This is a genomic window from Yinghuangia aomiensis, from assembly GCF_039542225.1.
Classification (GTDB): Bacteria; Actinomycetota; Actinomycetes; order Streptomycetales; family Streptomycetaceae; genus Yinghuangia; species Yinghuangia aomiensis.
This window is the reverse complement of record NZ_BAABHS010000030.1, coordinates 1-16,251: the sequence shown is the minus strand read 5'-3', so window position 1 is coordinate 16,251 and position 16,251 is coordinate 1. Positions and strand designations below refer to the sequence as shown.

General features: G+C 74.1%; 12 protein-coding genes. 3 read left to right on the top strand and 9 right to left on the bottom strand.

Going from position 1 to position 16,251, the window contains the following annotated elements; all coding sequences use genetic code 11:
- Nucleotides 1–12: 12 nt before the first annotated feature.
- The 3 genes from ABEA93_RS31810 to eccB form a co-directional block, all read right to left on the bottom strand.
- The gene (locus ABEA93_RS31810) at nucleotides 13–303 is read right to left on the bottom strand and encodes a WXG100 family type VII secretion target (protein ID WP_345679330.1); all 291 of its coding nucleotides are present in this window, start codon (nucleotides 301–303) and stop codon (nucleotides 13–15) included.
- A gap of 47 nt (nucleotides 304–350) precedes the next feature.
- Nucleotides 351–659 (bottom strand): WXG100 family type VII secretion target, encoded by a 309-nt coding sequence (locus ABEA93_RS31805; RefSeq protein ID WP_345679329.1) that lies wholly within the window; start codon nucleotides 657–659, stop codon nucleotides 351–353.
- Nucleotides 660–853: 194 nt separating this feature from the next.
- Nucleotides 854–2,344: a type VII secretion protein EccB gene (eccB, locus tag ABEA93_RS31800; protein WP_345679328.1), complete on the bottom strand. Its 1,491-nt coding sequence runs from the start codon at nucleotides 2,342–2,344 to the stop codon at nucleotides 854–856.
- A 298-nt stretch (nucleotides 2,345–2,642) separates the two neighbouring features.
- Between eccB and eccE the strand changes: the two genes are divergently transcribed.
- The 3 genes from eccE (at nucleotide 2,643) to ABEA93_RS31785 (ending at nucleotide 9,343) form a co-directional block, all read left to right on the top strand.
- Nucleotides 2,643–3,830, top strand: coding sequence for a type VII secretion protein EccE (gene eccE, locus ABEA93_RS31795; protein WP_345679385.1), 1,188 nt, complete (start codon nucleotides 2,643–2,645; stop codon nucleotides 3,828–3,830).
- Between the two features lie 58 nt (nucleotides 3,831–3,888).
- Nucleotides 3,889–4,578, top strand: a complete 690-nt coding sequence (locus ABEA93_RS31790; RefSeq protein ID WP_345679384.1) for a hypothetical protein — start codon at nucleotides 3,889–3,891, stop codon at nucleotides 4,576–4,578.
- Nucleotides 4,579–4,774: 196 nt separating this feature from the next.
- Nucleotides 4,775–9,343, top strand: a complete 4,569-nt coding sequence (locus ABEA93_RS31785) for a nucleotide-binding protein (RefSeq protein ID WP_345679327.1) — start codon at nucleotides 4,775–4,777, stop codon at nucleotides 9,341–9,343.
- Nucleotides 9,344–9,433: 90 nt separating this feature from the next.
- On the opposite strand, the gene ABEA93_RS31780 is transcribed toward ABEA93_RS31785, so the two are convergent.
- From ABEA93_RS31780 to infB, 6 genes are all read right to left on the bottom strand, one after another.
- Nucleotides 9,434–10,378, bottom strand: coding sequence for a bifunctional riboflavin kinase/FAD synthetase (locus ABEA93_RS31780; protein ID WP_345679326.1), 945 nt, complete (start codon nucleotides 10,376–10,378; stop codon nucleotides 9,434–9,436).
- 156 nt (nucleotides 10,379–10,534) lie between these two features.
- Nucleotides 10,535–11,434 (bottom strand): tRNA pseudouridine(55) synthase TruB, encoded by a 900-nt coding sequence (truB, locus tag ABEA93_RS31775; RefSeq protein WP_345679325.1) that lies wholly within the window; start codon nucleotides 11,432–11,434, stop codon nucleotides 10,535–10,537.
- Between the two features lie 88 nt (nucleotides 11,435–11,522).
- Nucleotides 11,523–12,701 carry a DHH family phosphoesterase gene (locus ABEA93_RS31770; protein ID WP_345679324.1) on the bottom strand — a complete coding sequence of 393 codons (1,179 nt, stop codon included), beginning with the start codon at nucleotides 12,699–12,701 and terminating at the stop codon, nucleotides 11,523–11,525.
- Nucleotides 12,698–13,174: a 30S ribosome-binding factor RbfA gene (rbfA, locus tag ABEA93_RS31765; protein ID WP_345679323.1), complete on the bottom strand. Its 477-nt coding sequence runs from the start codon at nucleotides 13,172–13,174 to the stop codon at nucleotides 12,698–12,700. The genes ABEA93_RS31770 and rbfA overlap by 4 nt, the downstream gene beginning before the upstream one ends.
- Nucleotides 13,175–13,191: 17 nt before the next feature.
- The gene (locus ABEA93_RS31760) at nucleotides 13,192–13,485 is read right to left on the bottom strand and encodes a DUF503 domain-containing protein (RefSeq protein WP_345679383.1); all 294 of its coding nucleotides are present in this window, start codon (nucleotides 13,483–13,485) and stop codon (nucleotides 13,192–13,194) included.
- A gap of 201 nt (nucleotides 13,486–13,686) precedes the next feature.
- The coding region (gene infB, locus ABEA93_RS31755) for a translation initiation factor IF-2 (protein ID WP_345679322.1) at nucleotides 13,687–16,251 on the bottom strand (2,565 nt) is incomplete at its 5' end.

Below are 16,251 nucleotides of genomic sequence, written 5' to 3'. Positions count from 1 at the left end.
CCGGGCGGAAGTTCAGCCCCACATCTTGGCGTTCGCGGACTCGGTCTCCTGGTAGACCTGGGCGGTCTTCTCAAGGGCTACCGCGATCTGGTCGAGCAGCGCGCAGAGTTCGGTCTGGGCGCTGTTCCACTGGCCCTGGCGCACGAGGTACTGCTGGTGCGCGTCACCGTCCCAGCTCTCCGCGACCTGGGCCACCTTGGCCTTGAGGTCGTCGAGGCGGGACTTGATGTCGTTGTTGATGCCGCGGATCTGCGACGCGCCGCCGGTGATGGTGGCGTACGTGACGACGATGGGCGAACCCATGATTTCTCCCCGATTTTGTGTGACGAGTCGGCCGGACGGCCGGCGGCTCAGCCGAGTGCGGCGGTGATGCTGCTCATCTGCTGCTTGACCTCGGCCTCGTTCTGCGCGTACGCGATCGAGCCCTTCGTCATCAGCTCGCCGATGTCGTCCAGCTGCTTGTTGATGTTCGTCAGGAGCTGGTTGACGCGCTGCTGGAGGGCGTCGTAAGCCGCGAACGCGTCGCCCTTCCAGCCCGCCTGCAGGTCGTCGACGATGCCGTTGAAGCGCGTGATCTGCGTCGCGATCTGGGCCTGCTCGGTGTCGATGTGCTTGCCGAGAGCGTCGAGTTGCTCCGGTGTCGCCTTGAAACCCGCCATGATCCACCATCCCCCATGAGTGGCTAATCGGTTGGCGCCGACTCTAACGGGTCCGCGCGGCGCGTCCCAAGGCGCACCACGCGGCCGGTTACTCAACCTTTACGTCGATCTTGCCGACCCGGCCTTGCGCAACGTCCGGGTCATCGGCAGCTCAGGAGCGCGCCCGACGCGTGCCTGGCATGCGCCCGAACGGATCACGAACTCTGCGGCTGCTTGGCGTCCTTGACGCTCAGCCGCACACCTGCGGGCACCAAGGCCGCCCAGGCCCGCGGCACCGGGGTCGGCACGATGCCCTGGTAGCCGAGCCGGACCTTCGCTTCGCCGTCCGCCCCGGCCGGAGCCGAACCTCCCTGCTCCGGGGGGTCGTTGACGATCTGGTAGCGCAGCCCGGAGTCGGTCACCAGGAAGAGCGTGCCGGTCTGGTCGTCGCCGCGGCCGGTGACCTCGCGGATCAGGGCGCCCGTGCCGGGCTCGACCCATACGCCGCCCATGCCGTCCACGAGCCGTTCCGCCAGCGCCGGCCAGGCGGACTGCCGGGTCTGCGCGAACCCGCCCGCGTAGGTTCCGCTGTAGGTGTTGCACAGTGTCGTCCGCGCGACGTCGCCCTGCGCCTCGATCCGGTTGACCACCTGCGGCAGCCGCTCCGGCCAGCCCTTCTCGGCGGCGAACATGCGGCCCGGCCGGATCGCGTCGCCCAGGTCGCCGACGTTGACCGGCAGGGCCTGGGGCGTGCGGCCCGCGCCGTAGGCGGTGCGCGCGTCGGCGCGGGCGAGCAGCAGTTCCGCGGCCAGCCGGCTCACCGGGTAGACGCCGTCGCGGAGCACGACGTAGTACTGGCCGCTGCCTTCGGCGCGGAGCACGAGCCCGACGGTGGCGTACTGCGAGCGCAGCGCCACGGCGGCGGGCTTCCCGTAGTCCGGCACGTCGGGGAAGTCGATGTCCGCGCCCGGCTCCAGCGTGTCCAGCCACTCGCGGGTGACCGGCTGCGGCTGGATCGCGTCGAGCACCAGCGCGGAACGCACGCCGCCGCTCTTGATCAGGTACGCATGGCCGCCCTCGACGACGTACATCGGCTCCTGGTCGCCGGCCTTCTCCGCTTTCTGCTGCACGAAGATCGCCTCGTCCGGCCCGAGTTCGCCCTGCTTCGGGGGCGCGCCGACGAACACGCTGCGCTGCGGCGAGCCCGGATCGGGCCGGCCGTCCTTGCCCGTCGCCGGGCGTTCGCACACCGTCCACGACTTGGTCTTGCCCACCTCCTTGGCGGTGGGCAGCCGGTCGGGCGCGTTGGGGATGCCCAGCGGCGCGCCGTGGTCGACGCTGTTGAGGACCTTCTCCGGCACCAAGTTGACCTTGAACTGGCCGGGGTCGAGCAGCAGTCGGCCGGAGGCGATGTTGAGGACCGGGTGCAGTTTGCCGTCGAGGTAGACGTAGCGGCTGGCGGAGTCGCGGCCGACGATCAGACTGCCCTTGTTCTTCCAGCCCGGCGGCGTGCCGGGCTGGACCAGCCCGTAGACGCCGAAGCCGGTGAGGATCAGCGCGCCGACCACGATGCCGGGCAGCACCGAGCGGAAAGGCCTGGGTGCTTTCTCCTCGGTCCCCCCGCCGGGTTCCGGCTGGAGGAATCCGGCCACCATGCGGCGACGTGCGAACACGTACGCCTCGAGCTGCTCGCGTCGCGATGCCATCGATCTCCCCGTCTCGACGATCGGCGTGCGGCAGCGTACCCGCAACCAGCCGGTCGGGCGTGCGGGCCTAGGCTCTTCCCGGCGACGGATTCGCGCCGTACCGTACGGTGTTCGTCACGGCCCGCGTCGGCGGACCGCAGCGCGGCAGTACTCGGGGGGATGTACCAAGGTGGCTGTTTCCGCACCTCAGCGCACGCGTCGAAGGACCTCGCCCGGCACGTCCCGGGCGCCCGCCGCCCGCGCCCCCGGGTCCGCCCCGGCCGCCGCGGCGCCGCGCTTCCAGCCCCGCCCGGGCCGGATGGGCGCGGTGCTGGTCCAGCATCTGGTGGTCGTCGAACTCGCCGTCGCCCTCGTGGCGTTCCCGCTCGCCCGGCACAGCGCGTGGGTGGTGCCGGGCGCCGCGCTCGCGGTGCTCCTGGTGGCCGGCGTGCTGCCCCGGTACCGGGGGCGGCGGCTGGCGCTGTGGCCGGGGATCGTCCTGGCGTTCCGGCGCCGCCGCGGCACACGGCGCCCGGCCGCCGCGCCCGCCGCCTCGGACGGGCACACGCCGGAAGCCGACCTCGCCCCCGTCCGCGAATGCCTGCCCGGCCTGACGGTCGCCTCGGCGACCGACCGCGGCGGCCGACCGGTCGGGATGGCCGGGGACGGCACGTTCCTCACCGCGGTGCTGCTCGTCGAGGCCCGCGACGAACCGCTGCGGCCGCGCCGCGACCGGCGTCCGCTGCCGCTCGCCGCTCTCGCAAACGCGCTGCGGGTCGACGACGTGGTGCTGGCGTCCGCGCAGATCGCGCAGCACAGCCAGCCGGCCCCCGCACCGCATCTGCCGCCGGAAGCGCTGGCCACCCGCGCCTACACCGAACTCCGGTCCCGGGAAGGCGGCGACGTGCCCGCGGTCCGGCAGACCTGGATCGCCCTGCGCCTCGAACCCGAGCTGTGCGCCACCGCGATCGCGGCGCGCGGCGGCGGTGCCGAAGGCGCCCGCCGCACGCTGCTGCGCGCGGTCAACAGCCTGGCCGCGGCGTTGGCCGACGCCGGTCTCGCCTGCCGACCGCTCGACGAACACGCCCTGACCCAGGCGCTCTTCACCGCCATCGGCGCCAATCGTGCGGTACGCCGGAACAGTCGCGGAGGCACGCGGACGGCGGAGGCACGGCACCTGTGGCGGTGCGACGACCGCTGGCACACCACGTACTGGATCGGCCGCTGGCCGCGCGTGACCGCGGGCACGTCCCCCGACATCGTCGGCGCGCTCACCGCCACACCCGGCCTGGCCACGACCTTCTCCCTGACCGCCGAATCGGGCGGCGGCGGCTCGGTCGGACTCACCGGCCACCTGCGCATCTCCGCCCGCTCGGCCGACGAACTCGCCCGATCCTCACAGCAGTTGGAACAGCAGGCACGGCAGCTGCAGATGGGGCTCGTGCGGCTGGACTGGGAGCAGCAGCCGGCCCTGCTGGCGACCCTGCCGTTGGGCGGCCGCTCGTGAGGACTTTCGTGCGCACGTGGCAGGACACGAGGCGGGAAGGGGAGCACCGGTGATCGGCATGTTCGGGACGGCGGGGCCGCGCGTGGAACGGCACGCCCTGACCGTCGACCAACTCGGCTCGCTGGCCGTGCCGGTGAGCGACGACGGCATCGTGATCGGCGTGGACCAGGACCGGGTCCCCGCCGTGCTGGGGCTCTTTCGCCCGGAACCGTACGAGATCTCGTTCGTGGGCGGCGCGTACCTGATCCAGATCATCGCGCTGCGTGCAGCCGCGATCGGCGCCCGGGTGGCGATCGAATCGGGGCGCCCGCACTTGTGGTCGGCGATGGCGCAGCAGGCGGGCGGCGCGCAGCCGTGCGTCACCGTGCAGCCGGTCGGCCGCCTCGGCCCGCAGGGGCCGTCCGCGACCAGCCCGGTGCTGGTGATCCGGGACTGCGGCGCGCGTCCGCCGCGCAACCGGCTCGCGGCGACACCGTGGCAGACCACGCTCACCCTGCTGCCGTTCCTCGACCCGCGCTTGGCCCCGCGGCTGGCGGATGCGGACCTGGTGGGCCTTCAGCGGGTTTCACCGACCGAGGCACAGGCGGCCGCCCCCGTGCTGCGCTTGGCCGAGGCCGACACCGCGGCCCTGCCGTCGCTCGCCGACGAGCTGACGCTGTGGAGTGCGGGCGGCACGCGCCGCTACGTCCTGCTCGCCCCGACCGGCGTCGAGTCCGCTTTCCTCGGCCCGCCGCGCCGGTTGGACTGACGCACGGCCCCCGGCTCCCGGGTGAACGCCCGGAAAACGCGGTCCTGTGCACAGCGCACGCGGCAGATCGACCCGGGACACCGCCACCCGGGTTGAATAGTCTGGGGTCTCCCAGCACGGGGACATGGCCCGGAACTCCGGAAGCCTGCCGCGGGACGACACCCGGGCGCGCGCCGGGTGATCGGAAGGACCAGCGGTGAACAGCGAGCAGGACGGGACCCACGTCGACAACCCCGGACCGGACGAGGAAGAGGAGTGGTCCGGGCCCGACTTCACGATGCCTTCGTGGTACGGCCAGCCGGCGGCTCCGGCTGCCCCGGCGCCCGCGGACCGGCACGGCGCGGGGGCGCTGCCGGGCGGCGGACCCGCCGAGCCGGTTCCGGCCGCCGACCCGACACCCCGTCAGGATTCGTCCGCTCCCGGGCATTTTGCCGGATATGCCGATGCGCCGTCGTGGACGCCGCCCGGAATTCCCGCCCCGCCCGGCCAGGTTCCCGACCCGGCGGCACCCCCGGCTCCGGCACCCGAGGCCGACTATCCCGCGACCCGGCTGATGCCGCGGATCACCGACGACATGCCGCCGCCGTCCGGTTGGGAACCGCCGCGCGCGGCGGCCCCGCCGCGCCCGGCCCAGCCGCCGGTGATCCCGCCGCAGCCGTCGGCTCCGCCGCCCACCCCGTCGTGGCATCCGCAGGCCGCGGAGTCCGGCGAGAGCGCATGGTCGGCACCGTACCCGTCGAACGCGGCGCCGCAGGGATGGCAGCAGCAGGCGCCGGGGGCGTACGCGCAACCGGGCGCACCGGCGGCGTCGGGGGCGGCGTATCCCGAGCAGCCGTACCCCGGGGCGCAGCACTACCAGCCGACGTACCCGCGCCCGTACGAGCCGCCGGCGCGGCCCGAATCTCGGTCGGCGCCCGGCACCCAGCTCGGCAACCCGGACGCCGCGGGCGGCGCCTCCGCCGCGGCCATAGCGGCCGCCGCGGCGGCGCTGCCGGAGCAGCCGGCCGCGGACGCCGTGGATCCGGGGTGGCAGCCCCCGACCGCGCCGGAACGGTCGACCGACGCGGGGGCACCGCTGTGGCGTCCGGAGGGGACGCCGGAGTGGTCGCCTGGTGGCGCCGCGTCCGGTTCTGCCTCGGCGGGGATGCCGGGGTGGCAGGGTCCGGGCGCGCACGGTGGATTCGGTGCGGACGTGGCCGGAACGCCCGGGTGGCAGGGCGCGGACGCGCCCGACGCGAGCGGTCTCGCCGGCCGCTTCGGATCGGACCCGGCCGGAACACCCGGGTGGCAGCGGGGCATCGTCCCGGACCCGACCGCGCCGGGCGGCCCGGCGTCGGCACCCGGACAGGGAGCCGGCACCACCGCCGAAACCCCGGATGCGGCCGCGGGAGCACCCCGGTGGGCCGCCGACGGCTCGCGCGAGGCAGCGTTCGGCGGGGCCGCGGCAGGCGCACCTGGTTGGAGCGCCGCCCCCGCGCCCGGAACGGGAGCGTCCGACGCCACTGCCGGCCACGCCGAGCCGCGGGACGCGGCCGGCCTCCCCGGCGTCGGCGCGGCCGCCGACCGGCCCGGCAGCGCCTCCGCGGGAATCATGCCCCCGCCGTCCACGCCCGCCTGGGCCGCCGCTTTGGGCCCGGCCGGCGCCACGGCGCAGCCGCGCCCGGGCTCCGCAACGGGCGACGGACAGGGGACGGTAGCGGAGCAGGAAGCTTCCGGCGCGGCGGGGGCACCTGCCGACTCGGTGTCCGCCGACGCGGCCTTCGGCACGACCGCGGCCGGCACACCCTTCGGCGCGGCACCCGCAGTCGGTGAACCCGGCACGGAGCACGACGCGCCCGCCGACGCCTCAGCCGCGGAGACCTCCGGCACGCCGCCGTGGGGACCTGCCGACCCGGCCACCACGACCGACGACGCCGAGTCCGACCGCGGTGCGACCGACTCGGGCCGCCCGACAGAGCCGCAAGCACCCACGGGACAAGGCGATTTCGGCGGCACGACCGCAGCCCCCGGCGTGCCCTTCGCGGTGGCCCCCACCGGCGGCGAGCCTGGCGGCCTCGGCGCCACCTCCCACGCCGCACGTGCGGAAGCCCCCGGCACGCCGCCGTGGAGCCCCACCGGCGACGCCGGCCAGGCCACGCCCGCCGAGACTCCCAGCGCGCCGCTGTGGACCCCCTCCGGCCCGGCCACCACCGACTCCGCCGACGCCGATCGACCTGCTGCCGATATCCCTGGCACGGCCAACCAGTCGGAGCCGCAAGCAACCGCCGACCGAGCCGACTTCGCCGACACGGCAGCATCCGCCGACGCACCCGTCGCTGCATCTCCGACCGGCGGTGAACCGAACGGCAGCGCCACCGGCCTCGGCGCTCCCACCGATGCCACGCCCGAGGAGACGTCCGGCACGTCGCCGTGGAGCCCCACGGGCGCGGCCGACCAGCCCGCGCCGGAAGGCCCGGGCGCCCCGTCCGCGCCGCGGACGGACGCCGCCTCCGCGGCAGCTCGCTCCGCGGCAGCCGACAACGCCCAGCCCAACGCGATGACTTCACCGCAGCCCGCCGAGGCACCCGCGCAGGTCGAGGCCGCCATCGCGGGCCCCGAAGCAACCTCGCCTGCCGCCACCCCCGATCCCGAAAGCGCCCCCGTCGGCGCGGCGCCCTCGTGGACCCCCCACAGCCAACCGGCCGACGCCCACCACCCCGCCACGCCCAGCGAGTCGGCCACCGCCGGCACCGATGCCGCGTGGTCCGGTTCCGGCGATCCGGCCGCCGAGCCCCAGTCCGCCGAGCCCGTCCGGGCTCCGGGGAGCGTCGGCGAATCACCCGCCGCCGACGGCGCGTTCGCCGCACCGCCCGCCACGTCCCAACCGCCGACGCCGTCTTGGGCGGCGGGTCCGGGCCCGCAGTCGACCACGGCCGGGGCACCCGACCCGGCGGCGCACTCGACAGGCGCCGGCGCCACACCGCTCGGCCAAGGCCCGAACGCCGCACAGCCCACAGCCGCAGGCACCTCGCCGCACCCGTCGGCCACCGGCTCCCCGTCCGACACCGGACCCGCCGCAGTCGGCCCCGGCGCCGAACCCACCACGCCCCACCCCGTCACCGCGGAGTCGACCGGCATGACCCCGGACAACGCCCCGCAGGTGCCCGCCGACGGCTCACAGCCCGGCTTCGCCGCGCCAACCGGCCCCCACACGGCCGACTCCCCCGCACCCGCCCCGGGACCTGCCCCGCAGCCAGGCGCCTACACCCCCGCCCCTGGCCCGGCCGCCCAGCCCTACCCCCAGCCCGCCGACCCTCGCGCGTACCCGCCTCCCACCGCGGAGCCCGTGGGCCGGCCCGGATCCGCCCCGGGCAACCAGCCCTACCCCCAGCCGGGTTCGGCCCCTGGTGACCCCCAGGCCTATCCGCCCCCGGCCGCCGCGGCCCACGGCTACTCCCCCACCCACCCCGGCGTGTGGTCCGCGCCGCAGACCCCCGACGCCGCTGCCTACCCCGCCCCGCAGGGCGGTCCGGCGCAGCCTTACCCCGCCGCCGCGAACCCGGCCTGGGGCGCGCCGCAGGACGGCGGGCCCGCGCGTGCCGTCGGCGGTGCCCCGCTCGGCTACACCGCCGCCGTCGAGCTGACCTCCGACCGGCTGCTCCGCCGCCAGCCGCAGGCGAAGCGCACGACGTCGCGGTTCCGACTGGGCGGCCGCGCCGCCGAGGAAAAGCGCGCGCGCATGCTGGCCAGCATCCGTACCCCGGTCCTGGACGGCTACCGCATCGCCGTCATCTCCCTCAAGGGCGGTGTCGGAAAGACCACCACCACGACGGCGCTCGGCGCGACGCTCGCCAGCGAGCGCCAGGACCGCGTCATCGCCATCGACGCCAACCCGGACGCCGGCACCCTCGGCCGCCGCGTGCGCCGCGAAACCGGTGCGACGATCCGCGACCTGGTCACCGCCATGCCGCGGCTGCGCAGCTACATGGACATACGGCGCTTCACCTCGCAGGCCCCCAGCGGTCTGGAGATCCTGGCGAACGACGTCGACCCCGCGGTCTCCACCACGTTCGACGACGCCGACTACCGGGCGGTGATCGGCCTGCTCGGCACGCAGTATCCGATCATCCTCACGGACTCCGGCACCGGTCTCCTCTACAGCGCGATGCGCGGCGTGCTCGACCTCGCACACCAGCTGATCGTCATCAGCACGCCGAGCGTGGACGGTGCGACCAGCGCCAGTACGACCCTCGACTGGCTGGTCGCGCACGGCTATTCGGACCTGGTGTCGCGCAGCATCACGGTGATCTCCGGGGTGCGCGAGTCCGGCAAGCTGGTCAAGACCGAGGACATCGTGGCGCACTTCGAGACCCGGTGCCGCGCGGTCGTGGTCGTACCGTTCGACGAACACCTGGCCGCGGGCGCCGAAGTGGACCTGGAGCAGCTGCGGCCGAAGACCCGGCAGGCGTACTTCGAACTGGCCGCGCTGGTCGCCGAGGACTTCGGCCGTACCGCGCCCGCCGGCGAGCCGTGGCAGCAGAACGCGTGGGCGCCCGAGCAGCAGCAACAACAGCAGTACCAGCCGCCGGCCTACGGCGGTCAGCCCGCGGCCTACCCGCCGCCCACCGGCTCCCAGCCCGGCGCCCCAGCACAAGGCCACCAACCCCCGGCGGGCCAACCCTGGTCGCAGGCTCCGCGCAACCCGCAGGCCCCGCACAACCCGCAGTCGCCGCACAGCCCGCACGCCCCGCAGCCCCCGCAGTCGCAGCAGCCCCCGCAGGGCTGACCCGACAACGAGCGAGGGGCTCCTCACCCACCCGGGTGAGGAGCCCCTCGTTCATGTCATCAGGGCGCAAGCGCCGCAACCGCGCCGGAACTACTGCGCCGCGTCGTACGCGTCCACCAGCTCGCGCGCCCGCTTCACGTCGTCCGCCATGCGCTCCAGCAGCGCCTCGATGGAGTCGAACCGCTCCATGCCGCGCAGCCACGCCAGGAATTCGACGCTCACGTGCACGCCGTACAGGTCGAGGTCGGTGCGGTCGAGCGCGTGCGCCTCGACGCGCCGCTCGGTCCCGTCGAACGTCGGGTTCGTGCCCACCGAGATCGCCGCCGGAAGCCGCTCCTCGCCCAGCACGAGCCACCCCGCGTACACCCCGTCGCCCGGGATCGCCGTGTACGGCAGCGTCTCCAAGTTCGCCGTCGGGTAGCCGAGTTCGCGGCCGCGCTGGTCGCCGCGCACCACCACGCCCTCGACCCGGTGCGGCCGCCCGAGCACGGCGTGCGCGCCGTCGACGTCGCCTTCCGCGACCCGGCCGCGCACCACGGTGGACGAGAACACGGTGTCGCCGTCCGCGAACAGTTCCGGCTCGACGACCACGAAGTCGTTCTCCGCGCCCATGCGTTCGAGGAGTTCGACGTTGCCGGTGGCCTTGTGGCCGAAGCGGAAGTTGCGGCCTTCGACGACGATCTGCGCGCGCAGGGTCTCGACGAGGACCTGGCGCACGAAGTCCGCCGCGTCCATCCGCGAGAACTCCAGCGTGAACGGCAGGATGAGCACCGCGTCGACGCCGAGGCCGGCCATCAGCTGCGCGCGCCGGTTGTGCGGCGTCAGCAGTGGCGGGTGGCTGCCCGGGCGGACGACCTCGCTGGGGTGCGGGTCGAAGGTGACGACGACCGAGGGAAGGCCGCGCTCGCGCGCGATGTCCACGGCCTGGCCGATGACGCGCTGGTGCCCGCGGTGCACACCGTCGTAGGACCCGATGGTGACGACGGAGCGCCCCCAGTCCGTGGGGACGTCCTCCAAGCCCCGCCAGCGTTGCACTGACCGCTCCTTGCTCTTGCGTCCGCTCTCAACGACGGTTTCCACGACATCGCCCGGGCGGATGTCGCAGACCAAGCCTGCCATGCGCCGGGCCCCGGGCATGAGCGGGCCTGCCCGCGACGTGCGGCACACTCGCCGACGCCCGGGAGGGTCCGCTCAGCCGACGAACACCGCGATCGGCTTGGCTTGGCCGTTCTTCTCCTCCACGAGGGCCAGGAACGCCCCGTCCGGGCCGAACACGGCCACCGGCCCGCCCTCCTGCCCGGCACCTGCCAGACGGCCGCCGTGCGCGACCAGGCGGGCCTCCTCGGCGGTCACGTCGCGGCGCGGGAACGCGGCCGCGGCCGCATCGGCGATGGGCAGCACCGCGAAGGACTCCTCAAGCTGCTCCAGGGTGCGGGCCCGGTCGATCGTGTACGGCCCGACCGCGGTCCGCCGCAGCATCGTCAGGTGGCCGCCGACGCCGAGCCCGGCGCCCAGGTCGCGGGCCAGCGCCCGGATGTAGGTGCCCGAGGAGCAGGTGACCGTGACGTCCAGGTCGAGCAGCTCGCCCTCGTGGCGCACGTCGTGCACGTCGAAGCGGGACACCGTGACCGGCCGCGCGGCCAGCTCGACGTCCTCGCCCTCGCGCACCCGCGCGTAGGACCGCTTGCCGTCCACCTTGATCGCGGACACCTTCGAAGGCACCTGCATGATCGCGCCGGTCAGCGCGGCAATGCCCTTGTCGAGGTCCTCCCGCGGCACCCCGGACGCCGACGCGGTCGCGGTGACCTCGCCCTCGGCGTCGTCGGTGACGGTGGACTGCCCGAGGCGGATCGTCGCCTCGTACGTCTTCTCGGTGAGCGCGAGGTGCCCCAGCAGCCGGGTGGCCTTCTCGACGCCGATCACCAGGGCGCCCGTCGCCATCGGGTCGAGCGTGCCCGCGTGCCCGACTTTGCGCGTCCCCGCGATGCGGCGCATCCGGCCGACCACGTCGTGGGAGGTCAGTCCGGCGGGCTTGTCGACGATCACGAGACCGTCGGGGGGCGGGGGGCCGGTACGGCGTGGCTTGCTCATCGCTGCTTTCCACGGAGAGAACGGGGAGACGTCGGGATCGACGCAACGGAGTGGACCCGGCGTCGCCGGAGCGGCCGGGACGGAAAGATCACCCGGCGGCATCCGCCGGATCGGCCGGCGACGGAAGCCGGGCATCGGCCAGCAGCGCCCGGAACCGGGCCACCACCTGCCCCGGAGTCTCGTCGCGCGCCGTGTACCCGGCGGCGAACGCATGCCCGCCGCCGCCCAACGCGGCACACACCTTGCCCAGGTCGACACGGCCTTTGGACCGCGCCGACGCCTGCAGGCGGCCGTCGTCGTCTTCCTTCAGCACGAGGGCCACTTCGGCCTCGGCGGCCTTGCGGACCACGTCGATGATCCCCTCGATCTCGTCGAGGGCGATGCCGTGCGCGTGCCGGTCGGTGCGCGTCACCACCGTCCACACCAGCCCCAGGCCGCCCGCCGCGGCCGCGTCCAGGCGGGCCTCGGCCAGCGCCCCGGACAGCACCTTGAGGTATCCGAAGCGGCAGGTGTCCCAGATGGCGCGCGAGATGTCCGCGTGCGGAATGCCGGTGGCCAGCAGGCGCGCGGCCATCGCATGGGTCTCCGGCGTGGTCGCCGGGTACTTGAACGAACCCGTGTCGGTGACCAGACCGGTGTAGAGCGCGGTGGCGATGTCCGCGGTCAGCGTGCCGCCGAGCCGGTACACCAGCTCTTCGGCGAGCACCGCCGTCGCGGGCGCGGCCACGTCGATGATGTGGTGGGTGCCGAAACGCGTGTTCGACGCGTGGTGGTCGACCACCACCAGCGCCCGGGCCGCCTTGGCCTTGGCCTCCAGCAGCCCCAGCCGGGAACTGCCCGCGGCGTCGAACACCATCACCAGATCGGGGGCGTCCGGCACCTCGTGCGGCGGCACCAGCAGGTCCTGCCCGGGCAGGAACCGCAGCGACGTGGGCACGACGAGCGGATCGTCGCCGTACGAAACGTGCACGTCCCGGCCCAGCGCCCGCAGCGCCAGCCCGACGGCCAACGCCGAGCCCAGCGCGTCCCCGTCCGGGTTGACGTGCGCGAACAAATCGATGCGGGACGCGGCACCGACCAGGTCGGCCACCGCGTCCCAATCGCGATCGTGCGGCGGTGTCGGCTGCGCGGGCACGGCGGCACCGGCGGACGAACCGCCGCCCGACACGCCCGCCGCGGCGCCCTTGCGGGCGTCCGTCAGGGAGTCCTGAGCCTTCGCGGGTCCGGGGATCGCAGGGATCCCAGCCGCCGACACCGTGGGGTTCACCGCTGCTCCTCCTCCTTCGGGGAGTCCCCGCCGCCCTCCTCGTCGCCCTCGTCCTCGTTCGAGGTGCGGTACGGGTCCGCGTCGCCGGCGTAGGTGGCGCCCGCGGCGGAGAAGCGTACCGCCGCGTCGGCCTCTTGCGCCTTGGCAAGCAGCTCGTCGATGTTGCGCGCGGTGTCCGGCACGGCGTCGGCGACGAACGTCAGCGTAGGCGTATAACGCACGCCCGTCTGCCGTCCGACCTCGCTGCGCAGCACGCCCTTGGCGCTCTCCAGCGCCGCTCGGCTCGCCTCACGCTCGGTCTCGTCGCCGAAGACCGTGTAGAACACGGTGGCGTCCCGCAGGTCCCCGGTCACCCGGGCGTCCGTAATCGTGACGAAGCCCAGGCGGGGATCCTTGATCCGCCGGTCCAATGTCTCCGCGACCACGACCTTGATGCGGTCGGCCAGTTTGCGCGCCCGCGCGGTGTCGGTCACTGATCCTCCAACTGCTTTCAATCGTCCTCGCTGAACACCCGGCGGCGGGCGGACAGCAGCTCCAGTTCAGGTCGCCCGGCGACCTGCCGCTCACATTCGTCCAGCACCTCGGCGCACCGATCGACGGTCGCGGAAACCACCGCGATCCCGATGCGGCTGCGCCGGTGCAGGTCCTGGTAGTCGACCTCCGCCGCGGCGACGGCGTTCTTGCGCTGCAGATCGGCCAGAATCGGCCGGAGCAGCGAGCGCTTCTCCTTGAGGGAGTGCACGTCGCCGAACAGCAGGTCCAGTGTGATCGTTCCGACGAACACAGGCATCACGGGCCAGGCGCCCGGGGGCCATCAGGGGATGTTGCGTTGTTTCTACCGGTGCCGTGCCGGACCGCGCAGGCCATTTTTCGTGGCTTGCCGTCGGCCGCCGCCGGAACACCGGGCCGGGCCCCGCCGGGGGCCCGCAACGGAGAACCCTCCGCGCCGCCATGGGCGACGCGGAGGGCACCGTCGTTACTGCGTTCAGCTGCGCGGCTTCTCGCGGATCTCGTACGTCTCGATGCGGTCGTCGATCTTGATGTCGTTGTACGACCCAAGGTTGATACCGCACTCGAAGCCCTCGCGGACCTCGGTGACGTCGTCCTTCTCGCGGCGGAGCCCCTCGATCGTGACGCTCTCCGCCACCACGACGCCGTCCCGGATGAGACGGGCCTTGGCGTTGCGGCGCATCTGGCCCGAGGTGACCATGCAGCCCGCGATGTTGCCCAGCTTGGACGAGCGGAAGACCGCACGGATCTCCGCGGTGCCCAGCTGAACTTCCTCGTACTCGGGCTTGAGCATGCCCTTGAGCGCGGCCTCGATCTCCTCGATGGCCTGGTAGATGACCGAGTAGTACCGGACATCCACGCCTTCGCGCTCGGCCATCGTCCGCGCCCGGCCTTCCGGCCGGACGTTGAAGCCGATGATGATCGCCTGCGAGGCCACCGCGAGGGTGACGTTCGACTCGGTGATCGCACCGACGCCGCGGTCGATGATCCGCAGCTCGACGTCCTCGCCGACGTCCAGGTTGAGCAGGGCGTCTTCCAACGCCTCGACCGAACCGGACACGTCGCCCTTGAGGATGAGGTTGAGCTGCTGGATCTGGCCTTCCTTGAGGGCCTTGTCCAGGTCCTCCAGGGAGATCAGCTTGTTGCGGCGGGCGAGCATCGCGTTGCGCTCGCGCGCCGCGCGCTTCTCGGCGACCTGGCGCGCGGTGCGCTCTTCCTCGACCACGAGGAAGTTGTCGCCGGCCCGCGGCACCGTGGTGAGACCGAGCACCTGGACCGGACGGGACGGGCCCGCCTCGGCGACCTGGGCGCCGTTCTCGTCGAGCATCGCGCGGACGCGGCCGTAGGCCTCGCCCACCACGATCGAGTCGCCGACGCGCAGCGTGCCGCGCTGCACCAGGACGGTCGCGACGGCGCCGCGGCCCTTGTCCAGGTGGGCTTCGATCGCGATGCCCTGTGCTTCCTGCTCCGGGTTGGCGTGCAGTTCGAGGGCCGCGTCCGCGGTCAGGATGACCGCTTCGAGCAGCTCGTCGATGCCCATGCCCTGCTTGGCGGAGATGTCGACGAACATCGTGTCGCCGCCGTACTCCTCGGCCACCAGCCCGTACTCGGTGAGCTGGCCGCGGACCTTGGTCGGGTCCGCGCCTTCCTTGTCGATCTTGTTGACCGCGACCACGATCGGCACGTCAGCCGCCTGGGCGTGGTTGAGCGCCTCGATGGTCTGCGGCTTCACGCCGTCGTCCGCCGCGACCACGAGGATCGCGATGTCCGTCGACTTGGCACCACGGGCACGCATGGCGGTGAACGCCTCGTGACCCGGGGTGTCGATGAGCGTGATCTTGCGCTCGTTGCCGTTGACCTCGGTGGCCACCTGGTAGGCACCGATGTGCTGGGTAATGCCGCCGGCCTCGCCCGCGACCACGTTCGACTTGCGGATCGCGTCGAGGAGGCGGGTCTTGCCGTGGTCGACGTGGCCCATGACGGTGACGACCGGCGGCCGCGGCCGCATGTCTTCCTCGTCGCCCTCGTCCTCGCCCCATTCCAGGTCGAAGGACTCGAGCAGCTCGCGGTCCTCCTCCTCGGGGCTGACGATCTGGACGTCCCAGTCCAGCTCGACACCCAGCGCGAGCAGGTCCTCGTCGGACACCGACTGCGTCGCGGTGACCATCTTGCCGAGGTGGAACATGATCTGGACGAGCGAGCCGGGGATCGCGTTGATCTTGTCCGCGAAGTCGGTCAGCGAGGCGCCACGCGACAGGCGGATGGCCTTGCCGTTGCCGCGAGGAGCCTGCACGCCGCCGATCGCGGGTGCCGACATGTTGTCGAACTCTTGACGGCGCTGGCGCTTCGACTTGCGCGCGCGGCCCGGACGTCCACCCGGACGACCGAACGCACCCTGCGTGCCGCCGCGGCCACCGGGGCCGCCACGGCCGCCGCCGCCGGGACGGCCGGCGAAGCCGCCGCCACCGCCCGGACCGCCCGGACGACCGCCGCCGACCGCACCGCCGACTCGCGGACCGCCGCCGGGACCCGCCGGACGACCGGCGAAACCGGGACGACCGCCGCCGCCGCCCGCACCACCCGGACGGGCACCGCCCGGACCGGGACGACCGCCGCCGGGACCCGGGCGCGGGCCCGGAGCCGGACGGTTGGGCATCATGCCCGGGTTCGGACGCGGACCGCCCGGACGGGGACCGCCGGGACCGCCGGTGCCGCCGGGACGAGGACCCGCGGCGCCGCCCGGCGCCGCCGGACGCGGACCGCCGGGACCGCCGCTGCCGCCGGGACGCGGACCCGCCGCGCCACCCGGCGCCTGCGGACGCGGCATGCCGGTGCTGCCCGAGGTGAAGGGGTTGTTGCCGGGACGCGGACCCGCCGGACGCGGACCCGGACGCGGCGCGGAGCCGCCGGGACCGCCCGCCGGACGCGGTGCGCCCGCACCGCGGTCGGGACGCTGCTGCCGGTCGCCCTGGCCGGGGCGACCGGGAGCGCCGCCGCGGGTGTCGCCGGGACGGCCGCCCGGACGCGGCGCGGAGCCGCC

Bases quoted from the DNA above. Each gene is read 5' to 3' on its own strand.
- eccE (WP_345679385.1), top strand. From the start codon at position 2,643: ATGGGCGCGGTGCTGGTCCAGCATCTGGTGGTCGTCGAACTCGCCGTC.
- truB (WP_345679325.1), bottom strand. From the start codon at position 11,434: ATGAGCAAGCCACGCCGTACCGGCCCCCCGCCCCCCGACGGTCTCGTG.
- ABEA93_RS31805 (WP_345679329.1), bottom strand. From the start codon at position 659: ATGGCGGGTTTCAAGGCGACACCGGAGCAACTCGACGCTCTCGGCAAG.
- ABEA93_RS31790 (WP_345679384.1), top strand. From the start codon at position 3,889: ATGTTCGGGACGGCGGGGCCGCGCGTGGAACGGCACGCCCTGACCGTC.
- ABEA93_RS31810 (WP_345679330.1), bottom strand. From the start codon at position 303: ATGGGTTCGCCCATCGTCGTCACGTACGCCACCATCACCGGCGGCGCG.
- eccB (WP_345679328.1), bottom strand. From the start codon at position 2,344: ATGGCATCGCGACGCGAGCAGCTCGAGGCGTACGTGTTCGCACGTCGC.